The 17,473-nt window shown below is 70.1% G+C and carries 14 protein-coding genes; 10 read left to right on the top strand and 4 right to left on the bottom strand.

What is annotated here, in order from left to right; all coding sequences use genetic code 11:
- Positions 1-136 precede the first annotated feature (136 nt).
- The 10 genes from ABD164_RS09500 to nagB all read left to right on the top strand — a co-directional run bounded on the left by ABD164_RS09500 (position 137) and on the right by nagB (position 13,571).
- Positions 137-1,933: a sensor histidine kinase gene (locus ABD164_RS09500; protein ID WP_344295656.1), complete on the top strand. Its 1,797-nt coding sequence runs from the start codon at positions 137-139 to the stop codon at positions 1,931-1,933.
- A 147-nt stretch (positions 1,934-2,080) separates the two neighbouring features.
- A complete protein-coding gene (locus tag ABD164_RS09495; protein ID WP_344295654.1) occupies positions 2,081-3,298 on the top strand; it encodes an NADP-dependent isocitrate dehydrogenase in 1,218 nt (405 codons plus the stop codon).
- A gap of 195 nt (positions 3,299-3,493) precedes the next feature.
- Positions 3,494-5,389 (top strand): heavy metal translocating P-type ATPase, encoded by a 1,896-nt coding sequence (locus ABD164_RS09490; RefSeq protein ID WP_344295652.1) that lies wholly within the window; start codon positions 3,494-3,496, stop codon positions 5,387-5,389.
- A 306-nt stretch (positions 5,390-5,695) separates the two neighbouring features.
- Positions 5,696-6,883 (top strand): ROK family transcriptional regulator, encoded by a 1,188-nt coding sequence (locus ABD164_RS09485; protein WP_344295874.1) that lies wholly within the window; start codon positions 5,696-5,698, stop codon positions 6,881-6,883.
- A 73-nt stretch (positions 6,884-6,956) separates the two neighbouring features.
- Complete coding sequence (locus ABD164_RS09480) at positions 6,957-8,252, top strand: extracellular solute-binding protein (RefSeq protein WP_344295650.1); 1,296 nt, start codon at positions 6,957-6,959, stop codon at positions 8,250-8,252.
- Positions 8,253-8,373: 121 nt separating this feature from the next.
- Positions 8,374-9,339, top strand: a complete 966-nt coding sequence (locus tag ABD164_RS09475; RefSeq protein ID WP_344295649.1) for a carbohydrate ABC transporter permease — start codon at positions 8,374-8,376, stop codon at positions 9,337-9,339.
- On the top strand, positions 9,336-10,268 hold the full coding sequence (locus ABD164_RS09470) for a carbohydrate ABC transporter permease (protein WP_344295648.1): 933 nt from the start codon (positions 9,336-9,338) through the stop codon (positions 10,266-10,268). Before ABD164_RS09475 ends, ABD164_RS09470 begins: the two co-directional genes overlap by 4 nt.
- Complete coding sequence (locus ABD164_RS09465) at positions 10,265-11,893, top strand: glycoside hydrolase family 3 N-terminal domain-containing protein (RefSeq protein ID WP_344295647.1); 1,629 nt, start codon at positions 10,265-10,267, stop codon at positions 11,891-11,893. Before ABD164_RS09470 ends, ABD164_RS09465 begins: the two co-directional genes overlap by 4 nt.
- Complete coding sequence (locus ABD164_RS09460; RefSeq protein WP_344295645.1) at positions 11,890-12,801, top strand: ROK family protein; 912 nt, start codon at positions 11,890-11,892, stop codon at positions 12,799-12,801. The genes ABD164_RS09465 and ABD164_RS09460 overlap by 4 nt, the downstream gene beginning before the upstream one ends.
- Complete coding sequence (gene nagB, locus ABD164_RS09455) at positions 12,786-13,571, top strand: glucosamine-6-phosphate deaminase (RefSeq protein WP_344295644.1); 786 nt, start codon at positions 12,786-12,788, stop codon at positions 13,569-13,571. Before ABD164_RS09460 ends, nagB begins: the two co-directional genes overlap by 16 nt.
- A 50-nt stretch (positions 13,572-13,621) precedes the next feature.
- On the opposite strand, the gene ABD164_RS09450 is transcribed toward nagB, so the two are convergent.
- The 4 genes from ABD164_RS09450 to ABD164_RS09435 are packed head-to-tail and all read right to left on the bottom strand — an operon-like array spanning position 13,622 to position 17,212.
- A complete protein-coding gene (locus ABD164_RS09450) occupies positions 13,622-14,089 on the bottom strand; it encodes a DUF2867 domain-containing protein (RefSeq protein ID WP_344295642.1) in 468 nt (155 codons plus the stop codon).
- 43 nt (positions 14,090-14,132) lie between these two features.
- A complete protein-coding gene (locus ABD164_RS09445; RefSeq protein WP_344295641.1) occupies positions 14,133-14,501 on the bottom strand; it encodes a YrdB family protein in 369 nt (122 codons plus the stop codon).
- A gap of 34 nt (positions 14,502-14,535) precedes the next feature.
- Positions 14,536-15,411 carry a formyltetrahydrofolate deformylase gene (gene purU, locus ABD164_RS09440; RefSeq protein ID WP_344295640.1) on the bottom strand — a complete coding sequence of 292 codons (876 nt, stop codon included), beginning with the start codon at positions 15,409-15,411 and terminating at the stop codon, positions 14,536-14,538.
- A 40-nt stretch (positions 15,412-15,451) separates the two neighbouring features.
- Complete coding sequence (locus ABD164_RS09435; RefSeq protein WP_344295638.1) at positions 15,452-17,212, bottom strand: sigma-70 family RNA polymerase sigma factor; 1,761 nt, start codon at positions 17,210-17,212, stop codon at positions 15,452-15,454.
- Positions 17,213-17,473: the final 261 nt, after the last annotated feature.

Raw genomic sequence — 17,473 nt, 5'->3', positions numbered from 1 at the left:
TGCGGCAGAGGTGGGCGTCGCGAACGAGTGCGACCCACCGCGCTCGAATCCGCGTCGCCCCGCCGACGATCGAGGGCGTATCGTCGGCTTCAGCGGCCGTGCGGCCGCTCGGGGTGCCCACGAGAGGGGGCGACGGATGCCCGAGGGCAGCGCGACGTCCGGCACCTTGGCCGTGCGCACCGTCGCCGTGCGCACCGTGGCCGTGCGCACCGTCGCCGTGGTGGCGGCGATCGCCCTCAACGCGGCGATGCAGGTGTCGGGGTTCCTTGCCGCGCCCGCGTACCTTCGGCCCGACCCCACCTGGGTCACGGTGCACCTCTTCGTCGCGGTCGTCTTCGCGCTCTGCGCCGGCGCGATCTGGTCGACCCGGGGCGCCCGCGCGGGAATCGCCGCGCTGCTCATGGTCGTCTTCCCGGTGGCATGGATACCGCAGACGTTCCTGAACGTCGTCTCGTCGTACGGTGCGGTCTGGCCGATCGTGGCCGGCGTCGAGTTGAGCTGGACGGTCGTGCTCATGCTGATCGTTCTGAGTTACCCGTTCGGCATGTTCTCGGGACGGTTCGACAGGTTCGTCGCCGTCGCGATGATCGTCCTGAGCGCGGCGTTCTTCGTTGCGACGCTCCTGTTGCGGCAGCCCGAGGCCGACGACTGCATCTGCGTGCCCAACGCGTACGCGATCACCGACGATCCCGTGCCGTGGGCGATCGCGGATCTGATCTACCGGGGGATCGGCATCCCGGTGGTCATCGTCGTCTCGGCACGGCTGCTGCTGCAATGGGTGCGGGGCAGCGTGCCGGCGCGGGCGGTCGCGTTCATCATGCCGGCCGCGCTGCTCTCGTGGACCATCATGCTCGTGGTGATCCAGGCGTTCCGGCTCGCCGGCACCTCCGCCGACATCGTTATCGACACCGTCGCCCTCTTCACGGTCGCCTCGATCCCGATCGCCTATGTCGCCGGCGTCATCCACGCCCGGAACATGCGCGTGCGCGTGGCCGACCTCATGCGCATCACGCGCGAGGGGGCCGATCGGGGGCAGTGGGCAGAAGCACTGAAGACGGTGCTCGGGGACGAGTCGATGCGCGTGTACTGGTGGGATGAATCGTCGGGCCGGTACGCCGATGCGGCAGGTGAGACCGCGGAAGCCCATGCGGCGGGCGAAGGAACGCTCGCCATCACCTCGCGCGAGGGCGCGCCCATCGCGGTCATCTTGCACGACAAGGTGCTCACGCAGAACACCCGCCTGCTCGACGGCATCTCGAGCGCGCTTCGCCTCACGATCGACAACAGCCGCCTGCGTGCCGAGGTCGAGCGTACGCTCGAGCACGTGCGGCAGTCCCGGCAGCGCATCGCCGAGTCCGCCGTCACCGCGCGCAAGGGCCTCGAACGCGACCTGCACGACGGGGCCCAGCAGCGGCTCGTCACCCTCGCGATCACCCTGCGCTCGGTTGCGGAACGGCGCAACATCGTCGCCGACCCGCAGCTCGAAGCCGAGGTCGAGAGCGCGATCGAGCAGCTCGGCGACGCCCTCGCCGAGCTGCGGCAGCTCGCCCACGGCATCCACCCCTCGCTGCTGAGCCAAGGGGGCCTTGCGATGGCGCTCCCCGAGCTGGCCGGCCGCTGCCCCGTTCCCGTCGAGGTCGTCTCCGACGTGGGGCGGCTGCCCGAGATCGTCGAGGTGACCGCCTACTTCGTCGCCTCGGAGGCGCTCGCGAACGTCGCGAAACACGCGCACGCGAGCCGCGCCTGGCTGCGCATCGCCCACGGTGACGGCCAGCTGGTGGTGACGATCCGCGACAACGGCGCAGGGGGAGCGGATGCGACCGGCTCGGGCATGACGGGCATGGCCGACCGGGTCGAGGCCGCCGGCGGCACGTTCGAGGTGGAGAGCCCGCGTGGCGCCGGCACGACGGTCATCGCGCGGTTGCCTGCGTGATCCGCGTGCGCACAACGTTCCGTGGGATCTCTTGATTTCGAGCCGGATGTCTCGATGTCGAGATATTCGACGAACGCGGTAAGCTGGTCGACGGCGTGCTCACGCCCAACGACTTTCCCCATTCCCCGACAATCCAAGGAGACACTCTTGTCGAAGATCAAGGTTGAAGGCACCGTCGTCGAGCTCGACGGCGACGAGATGACGCGCATCATCTGGCAGGCCATCAAGGACCAGCTGATCCACCCGTACCTCGACATCGACCTCGAGTACTACGACCTCTCGATCCAGAAGCGCGACGAGACCGACGACCAGATCACGATCGACGCGGCGCACGCCATCCAGAAGCACGGCGTCGGCGTCAAGTGCGCCACGATCACGCCCGACGAGGCCCGCGTCGAGGAGTTCGGCCTGAAGAAGATGTGGCGTTCGCCCAACGGCACGATCCGCAACATCCTCGGCGGTGTGATCTTCCGCGAGCCGATCATCATCTCGAACATCCCGCGCCTGGTTCCCGGCTGGAACAAGCCGATCATCGTCGGCCGCCACGCGTTCGGCGACCAGTACCGCGCCACCGACTTCCGCTTCGAGGGCGAGGGCACGCTCACGATGACCTTCACCCCGAAAGACGGCTCGGAGCCGCAGCAGTTCGAGGTGTTCCAGTCGCCGGGCTCGGGCGTCGCGATGGGCATGTACAACCTCGACGAGTCGATCAAGGACTTCGCGCGCGCCTCGCTGAACTACGGCCTCGACCGCAACTACCCGGTGTACCTCTCGACGAAGAACACGATCCTCAAGGCGTACGACGGCCGCTTCAAGGACCTCTTCCAAGAGGTCTTCGACACCGAGTTCAAGCAGAAGTTCGACGAGGCAGGCCTCACCTACGAGCACCGCCTCATCGACGACATGGTCGCAGCCAGCCTCAAGTGGGAGGGCGGCTACGTCTGGGCGTGCAAGAACTACGACGGCGACGTGCAGAGCGACACCGTCGCGCAGGGCTTCGGCTCGCTCGGCCTCATGACGAGCGTGCTCGCGACGCCCGACGGCAAGGTCGTCGAGGCCGAGGCGGCGCACGGCACGGTCACGCGCCACTACCGCCAGCACCAGCAGGGCAAGCCCACCTCGACGAACCCGATCGCGTCGATCTACGCGTGGACGCGCGGCCTCGCGCACCGCGGCAAGCTCGACGGCAACCAGGCGCTCATCGACTTCTCGCACACCCTCGAAGACGTCGTCATCAAGACCGTCGAGTCGGGTGCGATGACGAAAGACCTGGCGCTGCTCGTCGGCCCCGAGCAGACGTACCAGACGACTGAGGAGTTCCTCGCGACCCTCTCGGCGAACCTCAAGGCTCGCGTAGCGGCGTAGTCTGCGGTCGCGTTCCACGAAGGGGCGGATGCTGCGGCATCCGCCCCTTTCGTGTCGGCGACGCGTTTCGAAAACAGGCATGCCGGGGCATCCGCTCGGCGTTTCTTCCTGCTCTCGGAGCCCGTTCGGCGTGTCTTCCTGTTTCCGGGACGACGCGTCTTCGGGTGGGTCGGGAAGGCAGGGCAGGATGGGAGTATGGCTCGCCTCCTGAAGCTCGTTCGCCGATATTGGGTCGTCACGCTGACGCTCGCGATCGGATGTCTCGGCATCGTGCTCGCCCTCATGGACGCGGGCAGTGCCGTGCCGTGGATCTTCAGCGGCTACGCCCTCGCGATCGCCGCATGGCAGGCGGTGGGCATGGTGCGAGACATGCTGCGCGGGCACTGGGGGCTCGACATCCTCGCGGTCACGGCCATCGTCGCGACCGTGGCGGTCGGTGAGTACATCGCCGCGCTGCTCGTGGTGCTGATGCTCACCGGTGGTGAGGCGCTCGAGGACTACGCCAACCGGCGTGCGAAGCGCGAGCTCGACGCGCTGCTGACCCGCGCACCCCAGCTCGCGCACCGCCTCGAGGGCGACGACATCGTCGAGATCCCGGCCGATCAGGTGCGGCCGGGCGACGTGCTGCTCGTGCGGCCGAGCGAGATCCTGCCGGTCGACGGCACCCTGCGGTCGGCCGAGACCACGCTCGACGAGTCGTCGATCACGGGCGAGAGCGTGCCCGCCGAGAAACGTGCGGGCGACGCGGTGCTGAGCGGTGCCGTGAACGGGCAGTCGGCCGTCGAGATCGTCGCGACGGCGACTGCCGCCGACAGCCAGTACCAGCAGATCGTGGCGCTCGTCGCCGAGGCGAGCGAGTCGAAGGCGCCCGTCGTGCGCCTCGCCGACCGCTACGCCGTGCCGTTCACCCTGTTCTCGCTCGCGCTCGCCGGGGTGGCGTGGTGGCTGTCGGGCGACCCGGTGCGGTTCGCCGAGGTGCTCGTGCTCGCGACCCCGTGCCCGCTGCTCATCGCGGCGCCGGTGGCATTCATCGGCGGTATGAGCCGCGCCGCCCGCAACGGCGTGATCGTCAAGGGCGGGGGAGTGCTCGAGCAGCTCTCGGCCGCGAAGACCGCCGTCTTCGACAAGACGGGCACGCTCACGCGCGGCGAGCCCACCCTCGTGGCGGTTCGCCCCACGCGCGGCTTCGGCGGCGACGAACTGCTCGCGGCCGTGGCATCCGCCGAGCAGTATTCATCGCACGTGCTGGCCGCCTCGATGATCGAGGCGGCCCGTGAGCGCGACCTGCCGCTCGCCGACGCCGAGTGGGCGCGCGAGGCCGCGACCAACGGCGTGCAGGCGAAGATCGACGGTCGCGAGGTCGTCGTCGGCAAGTTCGCGTTCGTGCGCGAGCACGCGCCGGATGCCTCACGGACGGCCATCGCGCCTGGTGAGCTCGCCGTGTACGTGGCCATCGACGGCCGCTACGCGGGGGCGCTGCTCGCGAGCGACCGGCTGCGCTCGAACGCGCACTCGACGCTCGAGCGGCTCGACACCCTCGGAGTGCACCAGACGATGATGCTCACCGGCGACGCGAAGGCGACCGCCGACCACATCGCCGCCGAGCTCGGCATCACGCGTGTGCGCGCCGACTGCCTGCCGGTCGACAAGGTGCACGAGGTGTCAGCGATCACCGAGCGCCCCGTGATCATGGTCGGCGACGGCGTCAACGACGCGCCCGTGCTCGCGGCCGCCGACGTCGGCATCGCGATGGGGGCCAAGGGCGCGACGGCGGCGAGCGAGTCGGCGTCGGCGGTCATCCTCGTCGACGACATCTCGCGTGTGGCGAAGGCCGTCGAGATCGGCCGCGACACGGTGCGCATCGCGTTGCAGAGCATCTGGATCGGCATCATCGTGAGCGTCGGGCTCATGCTGGTCGCGGCATTCGGCTTCATCCCGGCGACCGTGGGGGCGCTGTTGCAGGAGGTGGTCGACCTGGTCACGATCCTCGCAGCGCTGCGCGCCATCGGCGGGCGGCGCGACGCGAAGGCGGCAGGGCGGTCGGATGTCGCTGCCGGGGTGGTTTCGCGGGGTGCGGTCGCGGGTCGCTGAGGGCGTCGCGCCGCTGGCGTCGCGCTGAGAGTGGCCCGGCAATCTGGTTCCGAAAACAGGCATGGAGGGGCATCCGCTCGGCGTGTCTTCCTGTTCTCGCGGTCGGTGCGGCGTGTCTTCCTGTTTTCGGGATGGAATAAATCCGGGCGGGCTGGCACCCGCTCGACCGGTTACAAGTCGGTAACGCCTCGGGGAGATCGGGGTGAAGACTTGCGCTGAGTTTGTTCGTAAGGTTTACTAACAAACGTGAACGCAACGGATGCGCAGCGGAGCCCGATCCCCTCGGAGCCCACGCCCCCCACTCAGATGGGTGCCTCCGACCTGCTCACGGCGCCGTTCGCCGGCGCTCCGATCTTCACACGGCCACGAGCCCTGCGCCCCACGAGCAAGGTGTTGCCCGAGCATGCTCGCAGCCACAATCGCGCGCTCGTGCTGCAGACGCTCTACACTTCGGGCGGGCAGAGCCGCGCCGACCTCGCCCGCGAGACCGGCCTCACTCGGGTCACGATCTCCGACCTCGTCGCCGAACTCATCGCCGAGGGCCTCGTGATCGAACTCGGCCAGCGCGAAGACGCGCGGCCGGGCAAGCCCGCGACCCTCATCGACATCGCCCGCGCGGCGTTCCAGATCGTCGGCGTCGACCTGTCTGAACACGAGGTGTTCCGCGGGGCGGTGATGGACCTCGAAGGACGCATCGTCGCGCACGCCGAGCTTGCACGCGACGGCGTCACCGGTGAGGCGGCTCTCGCCCTCGTCGATGCGCTCGTCAGGCAACTGGTCGACGCCGCGACGATCCCGGTGCTCGGCATCGGGGTGGGTTCGCCGGGTGTCGTCGATCCGCTCGGTGTCGTGCGTTCGGCGCCCAACCTCGGCTGGACTGACCTTCCGCTGCAGGCACGCGTCGCCGCCGCGACCTCGCTGCCGGTGCACGTCGCCAACGACGCCAACGTCGCCGTGCTCGCCGAGCATGGCGCCACCGCCGTCGACGACCTGCTGCTCATCAAGATCGGCCACGGTGTCGGCGCCGGGCTCATCGTCGGCGGTCGTCCCGTCATCGGCGGCGGCTTCGCCGCAGGCGAGATCGGCCACGTCGTCGTCGGCACCGACGGCGGCCCTCACTGCGTGTGCGGCCGCGACGGATGCCTCGAGGCATGGATCTCGGCACCGAGGCTCACGGCGCAACTCGCCGAGCTCGACGAGAACGACTCGGCCGGGGCATCCGCTCGCGACGACATCCTGCGCGAAGCGGGCCGCAGGCTCGCCATCGTGCTCGCGCCGGTCGTCGGCGCGCTCAACCTGTCGGAGGTCGTGCTCAGCGGCCCCGCCCAACTGCTCGACGGTGCCTTCCACGAGGCGGCCGTCGACACCCTCCGGAAGCGGACGATGGCGGAATTCAACCGTGATCTGAGGCTCCGGATGTCCGAGCAGGCGCAGGACATCGTGCTGCGCGGCGCGGCCGTCATGGTCCTCTCCGGACAACTCGGGGTCTCATAGCAGGCCCGCCAGCCGGACGCGTTCACCCGAACCGCATCCGGCGCACCACACCCCCCAAGAGAAGGAAATCGCAATGAAGAGAAAGTACGCAGTCGCGGCGATCGCAACCGCCGCAGCTCTTGTTCTCGCCGGTTGCAGCGCGACCGGCGAGCCCGCCGATGACGGGTCTGCCGAAGGTCAGGACATCACGCTGTGGCTCATGGGCGGCGACACGCCCGACGAGCTGCGCGACTACCTGAAGTCCGAGTACGCCGACGTCACCGGCGGCACGCTCACGATCGAGGAGCAGGGCTGGGGCGATGCCGTCGCGAAGCTCACGACCGCGCTCCCCGACGCCGCGAACACGCCCGACGTCACCGAGATCGGCAACACGTGGTCGCCGACGTTCACCAACGCGGGTGCCTTCACCGACCTCTCCGACATGTACGACGAGCTCGGCGGCGACAAGCTGCTCCAGTCGTTCGTCGAGGTCGGCGAGGTCGACGGCGCTCAGTACGCGCTGCCGTACTACTTCGGCTCGCGCTACAACTTCTACCGAAAGGACATCTGGGCTGCGGCGGGCAAGGAGGTTCCCACCACCCTCGACGAGTTCGGCGAGACCGTGAAGGCGCTGCGCACCGACGCCCAGTCGGGCTTCTACCTCGGCGGCTCCGACTGGCGCAACGGCATCTCGTGGATCTTCGCCAACGGCGGCGACCTCGCCGTGAAGGACGGCGACGAGTGGGTCGGCGCCCTGTCGTCCGACGAGTCGGTCACGGGCCTCGAGCAGTTCCAGGAGCTGTTCGTGGGCGCCTCGAACGCCCCGGTCACCGAGTTCGACAGCACCCCGTGGGTGAACATCAACAACAACGACGCCACGGGCAAGCCCGAGGCCGCGACGATCATCGCTCCCGGATGGGCGCACTGGTCGATCGGCGACCTCGCGCCCGACCCCAAGGACGCCACCAAGACGGTCGCGACCTGGAACGACGACGTGTTCGGCACGTTCGTGCTCCCCGGCGTCGACGGCGGGGTCGCCCCGGTCTTCGCGGGCGGATCGAACATCGCCGTGTCGGCGGCCAGTGAGAACCAGGCCGGCGCCAAGGAACTCCTGAAGATCATCTTCTCTGAGGAGTACCAGCAGATGCTCGGCAAGAACGGGCTCGGCCCCGCGAACCTCGACTATGCGTCGAGCCTCGGCGACGACCAGTTCGCCAAGGCCCTCATCGAGTCGGCCGCCGGCTCGAAGCTGACCCCCGCCGCACCCGGCTGGGCGGCGGTCGAGGGCGCGGGCATCCTCGAGGAGTTCTTCGGCAAGGTCTCGGCCGGCGGCGACGTCGCCGACCTCGCGGCCGAGTACGACGAGAAGCTGAACGAGCTGCTCAACTAGCACGAGGCGGATGCCCCGGCATCCGCGACCTGCACTACTCGGGGCCGCGGGCGAGACTTCGCCCGCGGCCCCACCCCTGAACCTCGCACGACCCGCTCCACACCGAAAGGAGGATGAGACCGTGACCGACACCATCGCCCCTGGCACCACCGCCGCGCCGACCGCGAAGAAGCCGCGCCCGACGCCCGACGCGAAGCGTCGCCGCATCTCCGTGCCGCACCTGCTCCTCATCCCCGCCATCGCCATCCTGTTGATCGGCATGGGCTACCCGCTCGTGTGGCAGGGCATCACGTCGATGCAGGAGTTCGGCATCCAGCAGCAGTTCGGCAAGCCCGCCGACTTCGTCGGCCTGCAGAACTACATCGACCTCGCCACCGACCCCACCATGTGGCAGGTCGTCGGCCGCTCCCTGCTGTTCTGCTTCATCACCGCCGCCCTGACGCTCGTCGTCGGCGTGCTGCTCGCGGTGCTGATGACGGCCGTCGGCCGCACCGCGCGACTGACGCTGCAGGTCTCGCTGCTGCTGGCCTGGGCGATGCCCGTCGTCGCCGCGATGACCGTGTGGATCTGGCTCTTCGACCGCCGTCGCGGCCTCGTGAACTACCTGCTCGACATGATTCCGGGCGTCGACATGAACCGCTTCTCGTGGCTGTCGAACCCGCTCACCTTCTTCATCGTCGCGAGCATCATCGTGATCTGGATGTCGGTGCCGTTCGTCGCCTTCTCGGTGTACGCCGGCCTCACACAGGTGTCCGACGAGGTCATCGAGGCCGCCCAGCTCGACGGCGCGAACGGCGCCAAGCGCCTGCGCCACATCATCCTGCCGATGATCAGGCCGGTCATCATGATCGTGCTGCTGCTGCAGCTCATCTGGGACCTGCGCGTGTTCACGCAGATCACCATGCTGCAGGACGCCGGGTCGAAGGCCTCGGAGTTCGACCTGCTCGGCACCTACATCTACAAGCTCGGGGCCGGATCCCAGGACTTCGGCATGGCCTCGGCGGTCTCCATCTTCGTGCTCGCCCTGACCTTGGCGATCAGCTGGTTCTACGTACGCTCCCTGCTCAAGGAGGACGAACAGTCATGACCACCTCCGTCACGATCCCCACGGGCGGAGAGCTCGGGGCCACCGCGTCGGCGGTGCCCATCGCCGGCGTGCGCACCCGCACGCGGTGGAGCCGGCGCTTCCGCCCCCGCCGTGTGCTGCTCACGATCCTCGCCTTCGCGATCTCGCTGGCGTGGGTGTTCCCCGTCTACTGGATGATGAACTCGTCGCTGTTGCCCAACCGCACGCTGCAGTCGTTCATCCCGACGTTCCTGCCGTTCGGCGGCTCCGTCGCGAACTACGAGAACGTGCTCGAAGACGGCTCGTTCTTCTCCGCCCTCGGCATCAGCCTCTCGGTCACGCTCATCGCCGTGTTCTTCTGCCTGTTGTTCGCGTTCCTCGCGGCGGTGGCCATCAGCAGGTTCCGGTTCAGGGGCCGCAAGACCTTCGTGCTCGCCGTGCTCATCGTGCAGATGCTCCCGGCCGAGGGCCTGTTCATCGCGCAGTACAAGATGGTCTCGAGCGTGGGGCTGTTGAACTCCGTCATCGGCGTCAGCATCATCTACACCGCCGCGGTCGTGCCGTTCACCGTCTGGATGCTGCGGGGCTTCGTCGCGGGCGTCCCCGCCGACCTCGAGGAGGCGGCGATGGTCGACGGCCTCAGCCGCACACAGGCCTTCATGCGCATCACGTTCCCGCTGCTTGCCCCTGGGCTCGTCGCGTCGGGCGTCTTCGCGTTCCTGCAGGCGTGGAACGAGTTCACCGTCGCCCTCGTGCTGCTGCCCGCCGAGCAGATGCACACGCTGCCGCTGTGGCTGCGCGGGTTCATCCAGGCCAGCGCGACGCGTGAGACCGACTGGGGTCAGGTCATGGCGGCATCGACGCTCGTCGCGGTCCCGGTGATCGTCTTCTTCCTCATCGTGCAGGGCCGCATGAGCAGCGGACTCGTGAGCGGGGCCGTCAAGGGATGACCACGGCGACTGCGACCGGCGACGCGACCAGCCTGCGCCGGGACATCCTGACGACGCTCCTGCCCGGATTCGACGGACCCGAGGCGCCCGCCTGGGTGCTCGACCGCCTGCACGACGGCCTCGGCGGCGTGTGCATCTTCGGGCAGAACGTCGAGTCGGCCGAGCAGCTGGGTGCCCTGAATGCGACCCTGCGTGCCGCGAACCCCGTCGCGGTCATCGCGATCGACGAGGAGGGCGGCGACGTGACCCGGCTCTTCTACGACCGCGGCGCGCCCTTCCCCGGCAACGCCGTGCTCGGCCGCATCGACGACGTCGCACTCACGCGCCGCATCGCGACCGCCGTCGGCGACGCGCTCGTCGCCACGGGCTGCACGCTGACCTTCGCCCCCGACGTCGACATCAACGCGAACCCCGACAACCCGGTCATCGGCGTGCGCAGCTTCGGTGCCGAAGCCGAGCTCGTCGCCAGGCACACCGCGGCCTGGATCGAGGGATTGCAGCAGACGGGCATTGCGGCGAGCGCGAAGCACTTCCCCGGCCACGGCGACACTGCGACCGACTCGCACCTCGAGCTGCCGGTGGTCGACCTACCGGTCGAGACGCTGCGCGCCCGTGAGTTCGCACCGTTCCGTGCGGCGATCGCGGCCGGCTCACGCACGATCATGACCTCGCACATCCTGCTGCCACAGCTCGATGCCGACAATCCGGCCACCCTCTCGCCGCGCATCCTGCAGGGCCTGCTGCGCGGCGAGCTCGGGTTCGATGGCGTCATCGTCACCGACGCGCTCGACATGGCGGGGGCGAGCGGTGCGCACGGCATCCCCGAAGCGGCCGTGCGCGCCCTCGCCGCCGGGTGCGACCTGCTCTGCATCGGCACCGACAACACCGACGACGAGATCGCCGACATCGTGGCGGCCGTCGAGGCCGCGATCGCGTCGGGACGGCTCCCCGCCGACCGCGTTCGCAATGCGGCAGCCCGCGTGCGGGGACTCGCCACGGGTGCCCCCGCGGTGGCTGCCGGCACTACGGCGTCGAGCGTGATCGAGCCCGTCCACGAGGCCGCCGACATCGCGCGCGTCGTCGATGCGTTCGAAATGACGGATGCCGCGCGCTCGCGCCTCTCGCAGACCTCGCGCATCGGCGCGGTCGTGCGAGTCGACACCATCGCCAACATCGCGATCGGCATCGCACCCTGGGGCCCGTTCGCCGCGGAGGCGGCGAGCGAGACGCCGTCGTGGCTCGCCGGGGTGCCGGTGATCGCCGTGGCCGACGACGAGCCCGGCGACCGACGAGACGATGCGACCGGGGTCGTCACCGGCATCCCCGACGACGGCACCGTGCTCGTGATCGGCAAGGACCTGCACCGGCACGCGTTCGCCCGGGCCGCGATCGACGCTCTGCGCATCGACCGTGCCGATGTCGTCGTGATCGACATGGGCTGGCCGTCGCACGACCGCGCCTACGCCGACGTCGCCACGTTCGGGGCCTCCCGTCTCGTCGGCGAGGCCCTCATCGCGCTCGTCGAGCAGGGGCTCGCGTCGCCGATCACGGCGGCGACCACCGCGGCGACCACCGCGCCGACCGAGACCGCTGCACCAGTGGCGACCGCGCCGGCCGCGCCGTGAGGCTCGGCATCGACATCGGCGGCACGAAGACCGCCGCCGTCGTGATCGGTGCCCACGGCGACCTGAGCGAGCAGGTGCGCATGCCCACGGGCTTCGGCGCCGAAGAGGTCATCGAGACCGCGGTGCGCACGGTCGCGCGGATGGCCGAGATCGCCGGGGCCGGGACATCCGTGTTCTCGTCGATCGGAATCGGCATTCCGGGCGCCGTCGACAGCGAGAGTGGGCGCGTCGCGCACGCCGTGAACCTCGGACTCGAGGGACTCGACCTCGGCCCGCGCCTCGCCGATCGGCTCGGGGTGCACGTGCGCATCGAGAACGACGTGAAGGCCGCGACCCTCGGCGCCCACCACCTGCTCGGCGCGACGCATTCGATGGCGTACCTGAATCTCGGCACGGGGCTCGCGGCGGGCATCGTGCTCGACGGCAGGCTGCTGCGCGGCGGGCGCGGCGTCGCCGGTGAGATCGGCCACATCCCCGTCGATCCCGCGGGGGAGAAGTGCGGCTGCGGCCAACGCGGCTGCCTCGAGACCCTTGCGTCGGGCTCGGCGATCGCGCGCATGTGGCCGACCTCGGCCGCGTTGCCGGCCCGAGACCTGTTCGACGCGGCCGAGGCCGGCGATGCCCGGGCGATCGACGTGCGCGACCGGTTCCTCACCGGCGTCGCCGCTGCCGCGCGGCTGCTGGCCCTGACCACCGACGTCGACAGCATCGTCATCGGTGGCGGCCTCGCCGCGCTCGCCGAATCGCTCCTCGAGGGAACGCACCGTATCCTGAACGGGTGGGCCGCCGAGTCGGCGTTCCTCGCATCGCTCGACCTCGCGGCTCGCGTGCAGGTCCTACCCCTCGGATTCCCGGCAGCAGCCGTCGGTGCTGCGCTGGTTGGAGCAGATCAATGGCAGAAGTCGTAGTCGTCGAAGATCAGGATGCCGCGGGCGCGCTCGTCGCCGGTGCGATCGTGTCGCTCATCAGGTCGAAGCCCGATGCGGTGCTGGGCCTTGCGACCGGGTCGACCCCGCTCGCGACCTACCGTGCGCTCGCGTCGCGCATCGCCGCCGACGGTATCGACGTGCGCGGGGTGCGCGGGTTCGCGCTCGACGAGTACGTCGGCCTGCCGGCCGGTCACCCCGAGAGCTACCGTGCGGTCATCACCCGTGAGGTCGTCGAGCCGCTCGGGCTCACCCCCGAGCTCGTGCGTGTGCCGAACGGCGACCCGGCGGGCATCGAGCACGCCGGCGCCGACTACGAGGCGGCGATCACGGCCGCCGGGGGAGTCGACCTGCAGATCCTCGGCATCGGCCGCACCGGGCACATCGGGTTCAACGAGCCCGGCTCGTCGCTCGCGTCGCTCACGCGGGTGAAGACCCTCACCGAGCCGACCCGCGTCGACAACGCCCGCTTCTTCGACAGCCCTGACGACGTGCCCATGCACTGCATCACCCAGGGCATCGGCACGATCTTGCGGGCCCGGCACCTCGTGCTGCTCGCGTTCGGCGAGGCGAAGGCGCACGCGGTCGCTGCGGCCGTCGAGGGCCCGGTGTCGGCGAACCAGCCGGGCTCGGCGATCCAGCTGCATCCGCACACCACGGTCATCGTCGACGAGGCGGCCGCGTCGCAGCTCGAGAACCTCGACTACTACCGGTACGCCTACGCGAACAAGCCCGCATGGCAGGGCATCTGACGGCCTGAGCCCGGCCCGGCCGCTGCCCCACTCGACCGCCGCCCCACTCGTCAGGCGCGGCCGAGGCGCGCCGCCGTTCGGCGCAGCATCGAGGTGACGACGAGCGGGTGCGCGAGCTTGACCGGTGCGAAGTACACGTGGCCGCGCCATCCGTGCAGGCGAACCGCGGTGACCACCCGCACGAGGCGGCGTTCCACGTCGACACCGACGGCACAGGCGAAATCGAGGTGCCGATCGGGCGTGACGATGAGCGCCTCCTCGCCGACGACCCGCTGCACCGCGAACGCGGTCGCCCGATCACCCCGGGGAACTCCGATGAGGGGTGCGAGCGCCTGCCGCACGAGGAATGCCGCGCGCACCCAGACGGGGGTCGACGGGATCGTGAAGAGCTCGCTCGCCCAGATCGCCGGATCGACGGGCGCGCGCCGCGGCAACGGCACCGCGATCAGGTCGAGATGATCAGGCGCCGCGATCTCGTCGAACACGAGGCTGTTGAACACCGGACCGGTCGATGCCATGCGAACGCCTCTCGAACAGTGGGCCGCGAGCGGCGGCCGGGATTCAGCCTGCCAGCTCTTTGCGGCCGTGCAGGATGCCGCTCACCGCGGCGACGACGGCGAACACGACCGCGACGATCGGCTGACCGAGTGTCCACCACCCGATGGCCGCCGCCGAGAACACGGCGATCTCGACGAGCGCCTTGCCGAACGGGTCGATGTGGAACACCGCCTTCGGCGACACGAAAAGAGCCCATGCGAGGATCGCGAGCAGCGGAGCGCCGATGCCGATGAGCACCCCCGGCCACGGCAGCGGGAACGCCAGGAAGCCCCAGATGCCGAGTGACACGAACGCGAACAGCTCGAGGAAGAATCGGAGGACGTCGTTCGGGCCGATCTTCGGCTGCTGGGGGTCTGCTGGTGCGGTGCTCACGACCCTCAAGCCTACCGGCGGCGGCGCGGCCGGATCAGCGGAAGATGATGGTGCGTGCGCCGTCGAGCAGCACCCGCCGCTCGGCGAACCATTTCACGGCCTGGCTGAGCGTGCGGCTCTCTTCATCTTGACCGATGGCCACGAGCTCGCCGGGGCTGCGCGAGTGGTCGACGCGAACGACGTTCTGCTCGATGATCGGCCCCTCATCGAGATCGCTGGTCACGAAGTGCGCGGTGGCGCCGATGAGCTTCACCCCGCGGGCGTGCGCCTGCCGGTAGGGGTTCGCGCCCTTGAAGCCCGGCAGGAACGAGTGGTGGATGTTGATGCACCGGCCGGCGAGCGCGTCGCACAGCTCGGGTGAGAGGATCTGCATGTAGCGCGCGAGCACGACGAGCTCGATGTCGTGTTCGTCGACCGCGGCGAGCACTCGCGCCTCGAACGCGGCCTTCGACGCCGCATCGGTCACCGCGAGCGACTCGAACGGCACCCCGTAGAAGTCGACGAGGTCGCGCAGCGTGCCGTGGTTCGAGAGCACGAGCGGGATCTCGACGGGCAACTGGCCCGCCCGCTGGCGGAACAGCAGGTCGTTCACGCAGTGCCCGGCGGTCGACGCCAGCACCAGGGTGCGCAGCGCACGACCCACCTCGTCGAGGTGCCATTGCATCTGCCACCGCTCGGTGACGGGCGCGAGCGCCGCCTCGAATTCGTCACGTGAGGCCTGCGACTCGACCTGCAGGCGCATGAAGAACCGGCCCGTGTCGAGGCTCGCGAACTGCTGGCTCTCGGTGATGTTGCCGCGCGCTGCGACGATCGCGCCCGAGATCGCGTGCACGATGCCGGGGCCGTCGATGCAGCTGAGGGTCACGACCCAGTGGTGCAGGTGCTCAGGCGCGGGCGGCGGCGTGGTCATCCGCCAAGAGTACCCGGGCTCGGGCCCCGTCGCGCGGAGCTCAGCCGGCGTAGGTCGCGGTGGCCCAGGCGCCCGCGCGGCCGTCGACGAGGTAACGCAGTGAGATCTCTGGATCGGCCATGGTGATGATGTTCGAGAGCACCCTGCCGCGCAGTTCGACGCTGCCGCCGTCGACCGCGACGATCTCGGTCACGGTGCCGTCGAAGAGGATCTCGACGGTCGCCGCACTCACTCCCGACAGCGTGATGATCGGCCGCCGGGTGTCGCTCGAGTCGATGACGAGCGTCGGCGCGACCAGGTCGACGCCGACGAGCGCGGGCTCCGAGACGTTGCCGGCGACGTCGGTCTGCGTGACGGCGAGGTCGGAGTGTCCGGCCGGCAGACCGGTCGTCTCGAGCGAGAACGCACCGGATGACCCTGCCACGGTCGTCCACGAACCCGCGTCCGCGGCGACGGCGACGGTCGCACCCGGCTCTGCAGTGCCGCTCACGATGGGCTGCGCGATGCCTCCGGCGGTGTCGACCGACGAGACTGTCGGCGCAGGTGCGCTCGTGTCGATCGGCTCGGCGGGCAGCGGTGGCGGCGCGGCGGGTGCGGGCGCCGCCACGGGCGCCGGCACCGGTACGGTGTCGGGCCCGACCGTGCGCGGCGGCAGCGGAGCTTCGGCGACCGGCGTCGGCCCGGGCAGGGTGACCGGTGCGGGCGCCTCCGGCTGCGTCTGCGATTCGACTGACGGTGCGGGTGCCGGCGGCTCGTCAGGGGCCATGAGGCCAGGCAGCATGACGGCCGCGGCGGCGACCGCCGCCGCGACGGCGGCGCCGGCGCCGATCGCGATGCCGGTGCCCGAGGCACCGCCGCCCGCAGAACCGGCACCCGCGCCGCCCGCAGCACCCGCAGCGCCCGCTGACCCCGCGCCGGCGACCCCGGCCGCACCCCCCGTGCCCGACGCGGCACCAGAGGCTGCGCCGGCCGCGGCACCGACCCCGGCCGCGCCCATCGCGTAGTCGGCGACGGGGGCGCCCTGTGAGAGCCATCCGGAATATGCGGTCGCCCCGCCGATGCCCGCGGCCAGAGGCAGCAGCACGAGCGCGAGCCGCGAACCGACCTCGCGTGCCTCAGCGGCGACGATCGTGCACCGGGCGCAGTCGTCGAGGTGCGTCTCGAGCTTGGCGGTGTCGCGCGCGCGCAGCTTGCCGCGCGTGTAGGTGCCGAGCCGGTCGATGGTCCACCGGCACTCGGGTTCGGTCGCGTGCTTCAGGTGCGCGCGGATCCACGCCTGGCGCAACCCCTCGCGCGCGCGATACGCGAGCGCGGCCGTGCTGTTGGCGCTCATGCCGACGAGCGGCGCGATCTGCTGCGGCGACATTCCCTCGACCTCGCTGTACCAGAGCACCTCCTGCCAGCGGCTCGGCAGCGACCGGAACGCCTGTGCGGTCGTCGAGCGATCGAGCGCCTCGAGCGTGGCCGCCTCGCTGGTGTCGGGGTCTTCGAACGACTCGAGGGTCTCGAGGTTCGTCTCGTGTCGCGCCCGACCCCAGCTGGCCGCCGTGTTGCGGATCGTCGTGAAGAGGTAGGGCCGGAACGCCGTCGTCGGGCCCTTGCCCGCGAGGATCGCGTCGTAGATGCGGGTGAACGACTCGGAGACGAGATCGTCGGGGTCGAGCGAACTGTAGGAGCGAGCGACCGTGCGACCCGATGCCGAGTGCCGCTGCCAGAGTTGCGCGAACGCCGAACTCTCGCCTTGGCGCGTGCGCTCGATGAGCGCCGCGTCTGCGTCGTGTTCGATGCGTGTCGGGGGCACGCGGGGCTCCTTCGGGTGCGGATCTTCAGGTGACGGGCTTCACCTGAAGAGACGCGCCGACAGGTGGATCATGACGGCGCGCTCGGCGGGTGCACCCATTTCAGCAGAAAATTCTCAGAATCGCGTCATGGATCCCGCAGCCACCCGTCTCTCAGGTGAGGGCATGCGCAAGCGGGCCCTCAGGAACCGCCGTCTTCCGTGACCCGAACTCGTGAGACGGACGCCGGGAAACCGGCGGTGGTCGGATGTCCCGGGGGAGCG

Source organism: Agromyces neolithicus, from assembly GCF_039529735.1.
Classification (GTDB): domain Bacteria; phylum Actinomycetota; class Actinomycetes; order Actinomycetales; family Microbacteriaceae; genus Agromyces; species Agromyces neolithicus.
The sequence above is the reverse complement of the archived record's forward strand: the minus strand, read 5'-3'. Positions and strand labels throughout refer to the sequence as shown.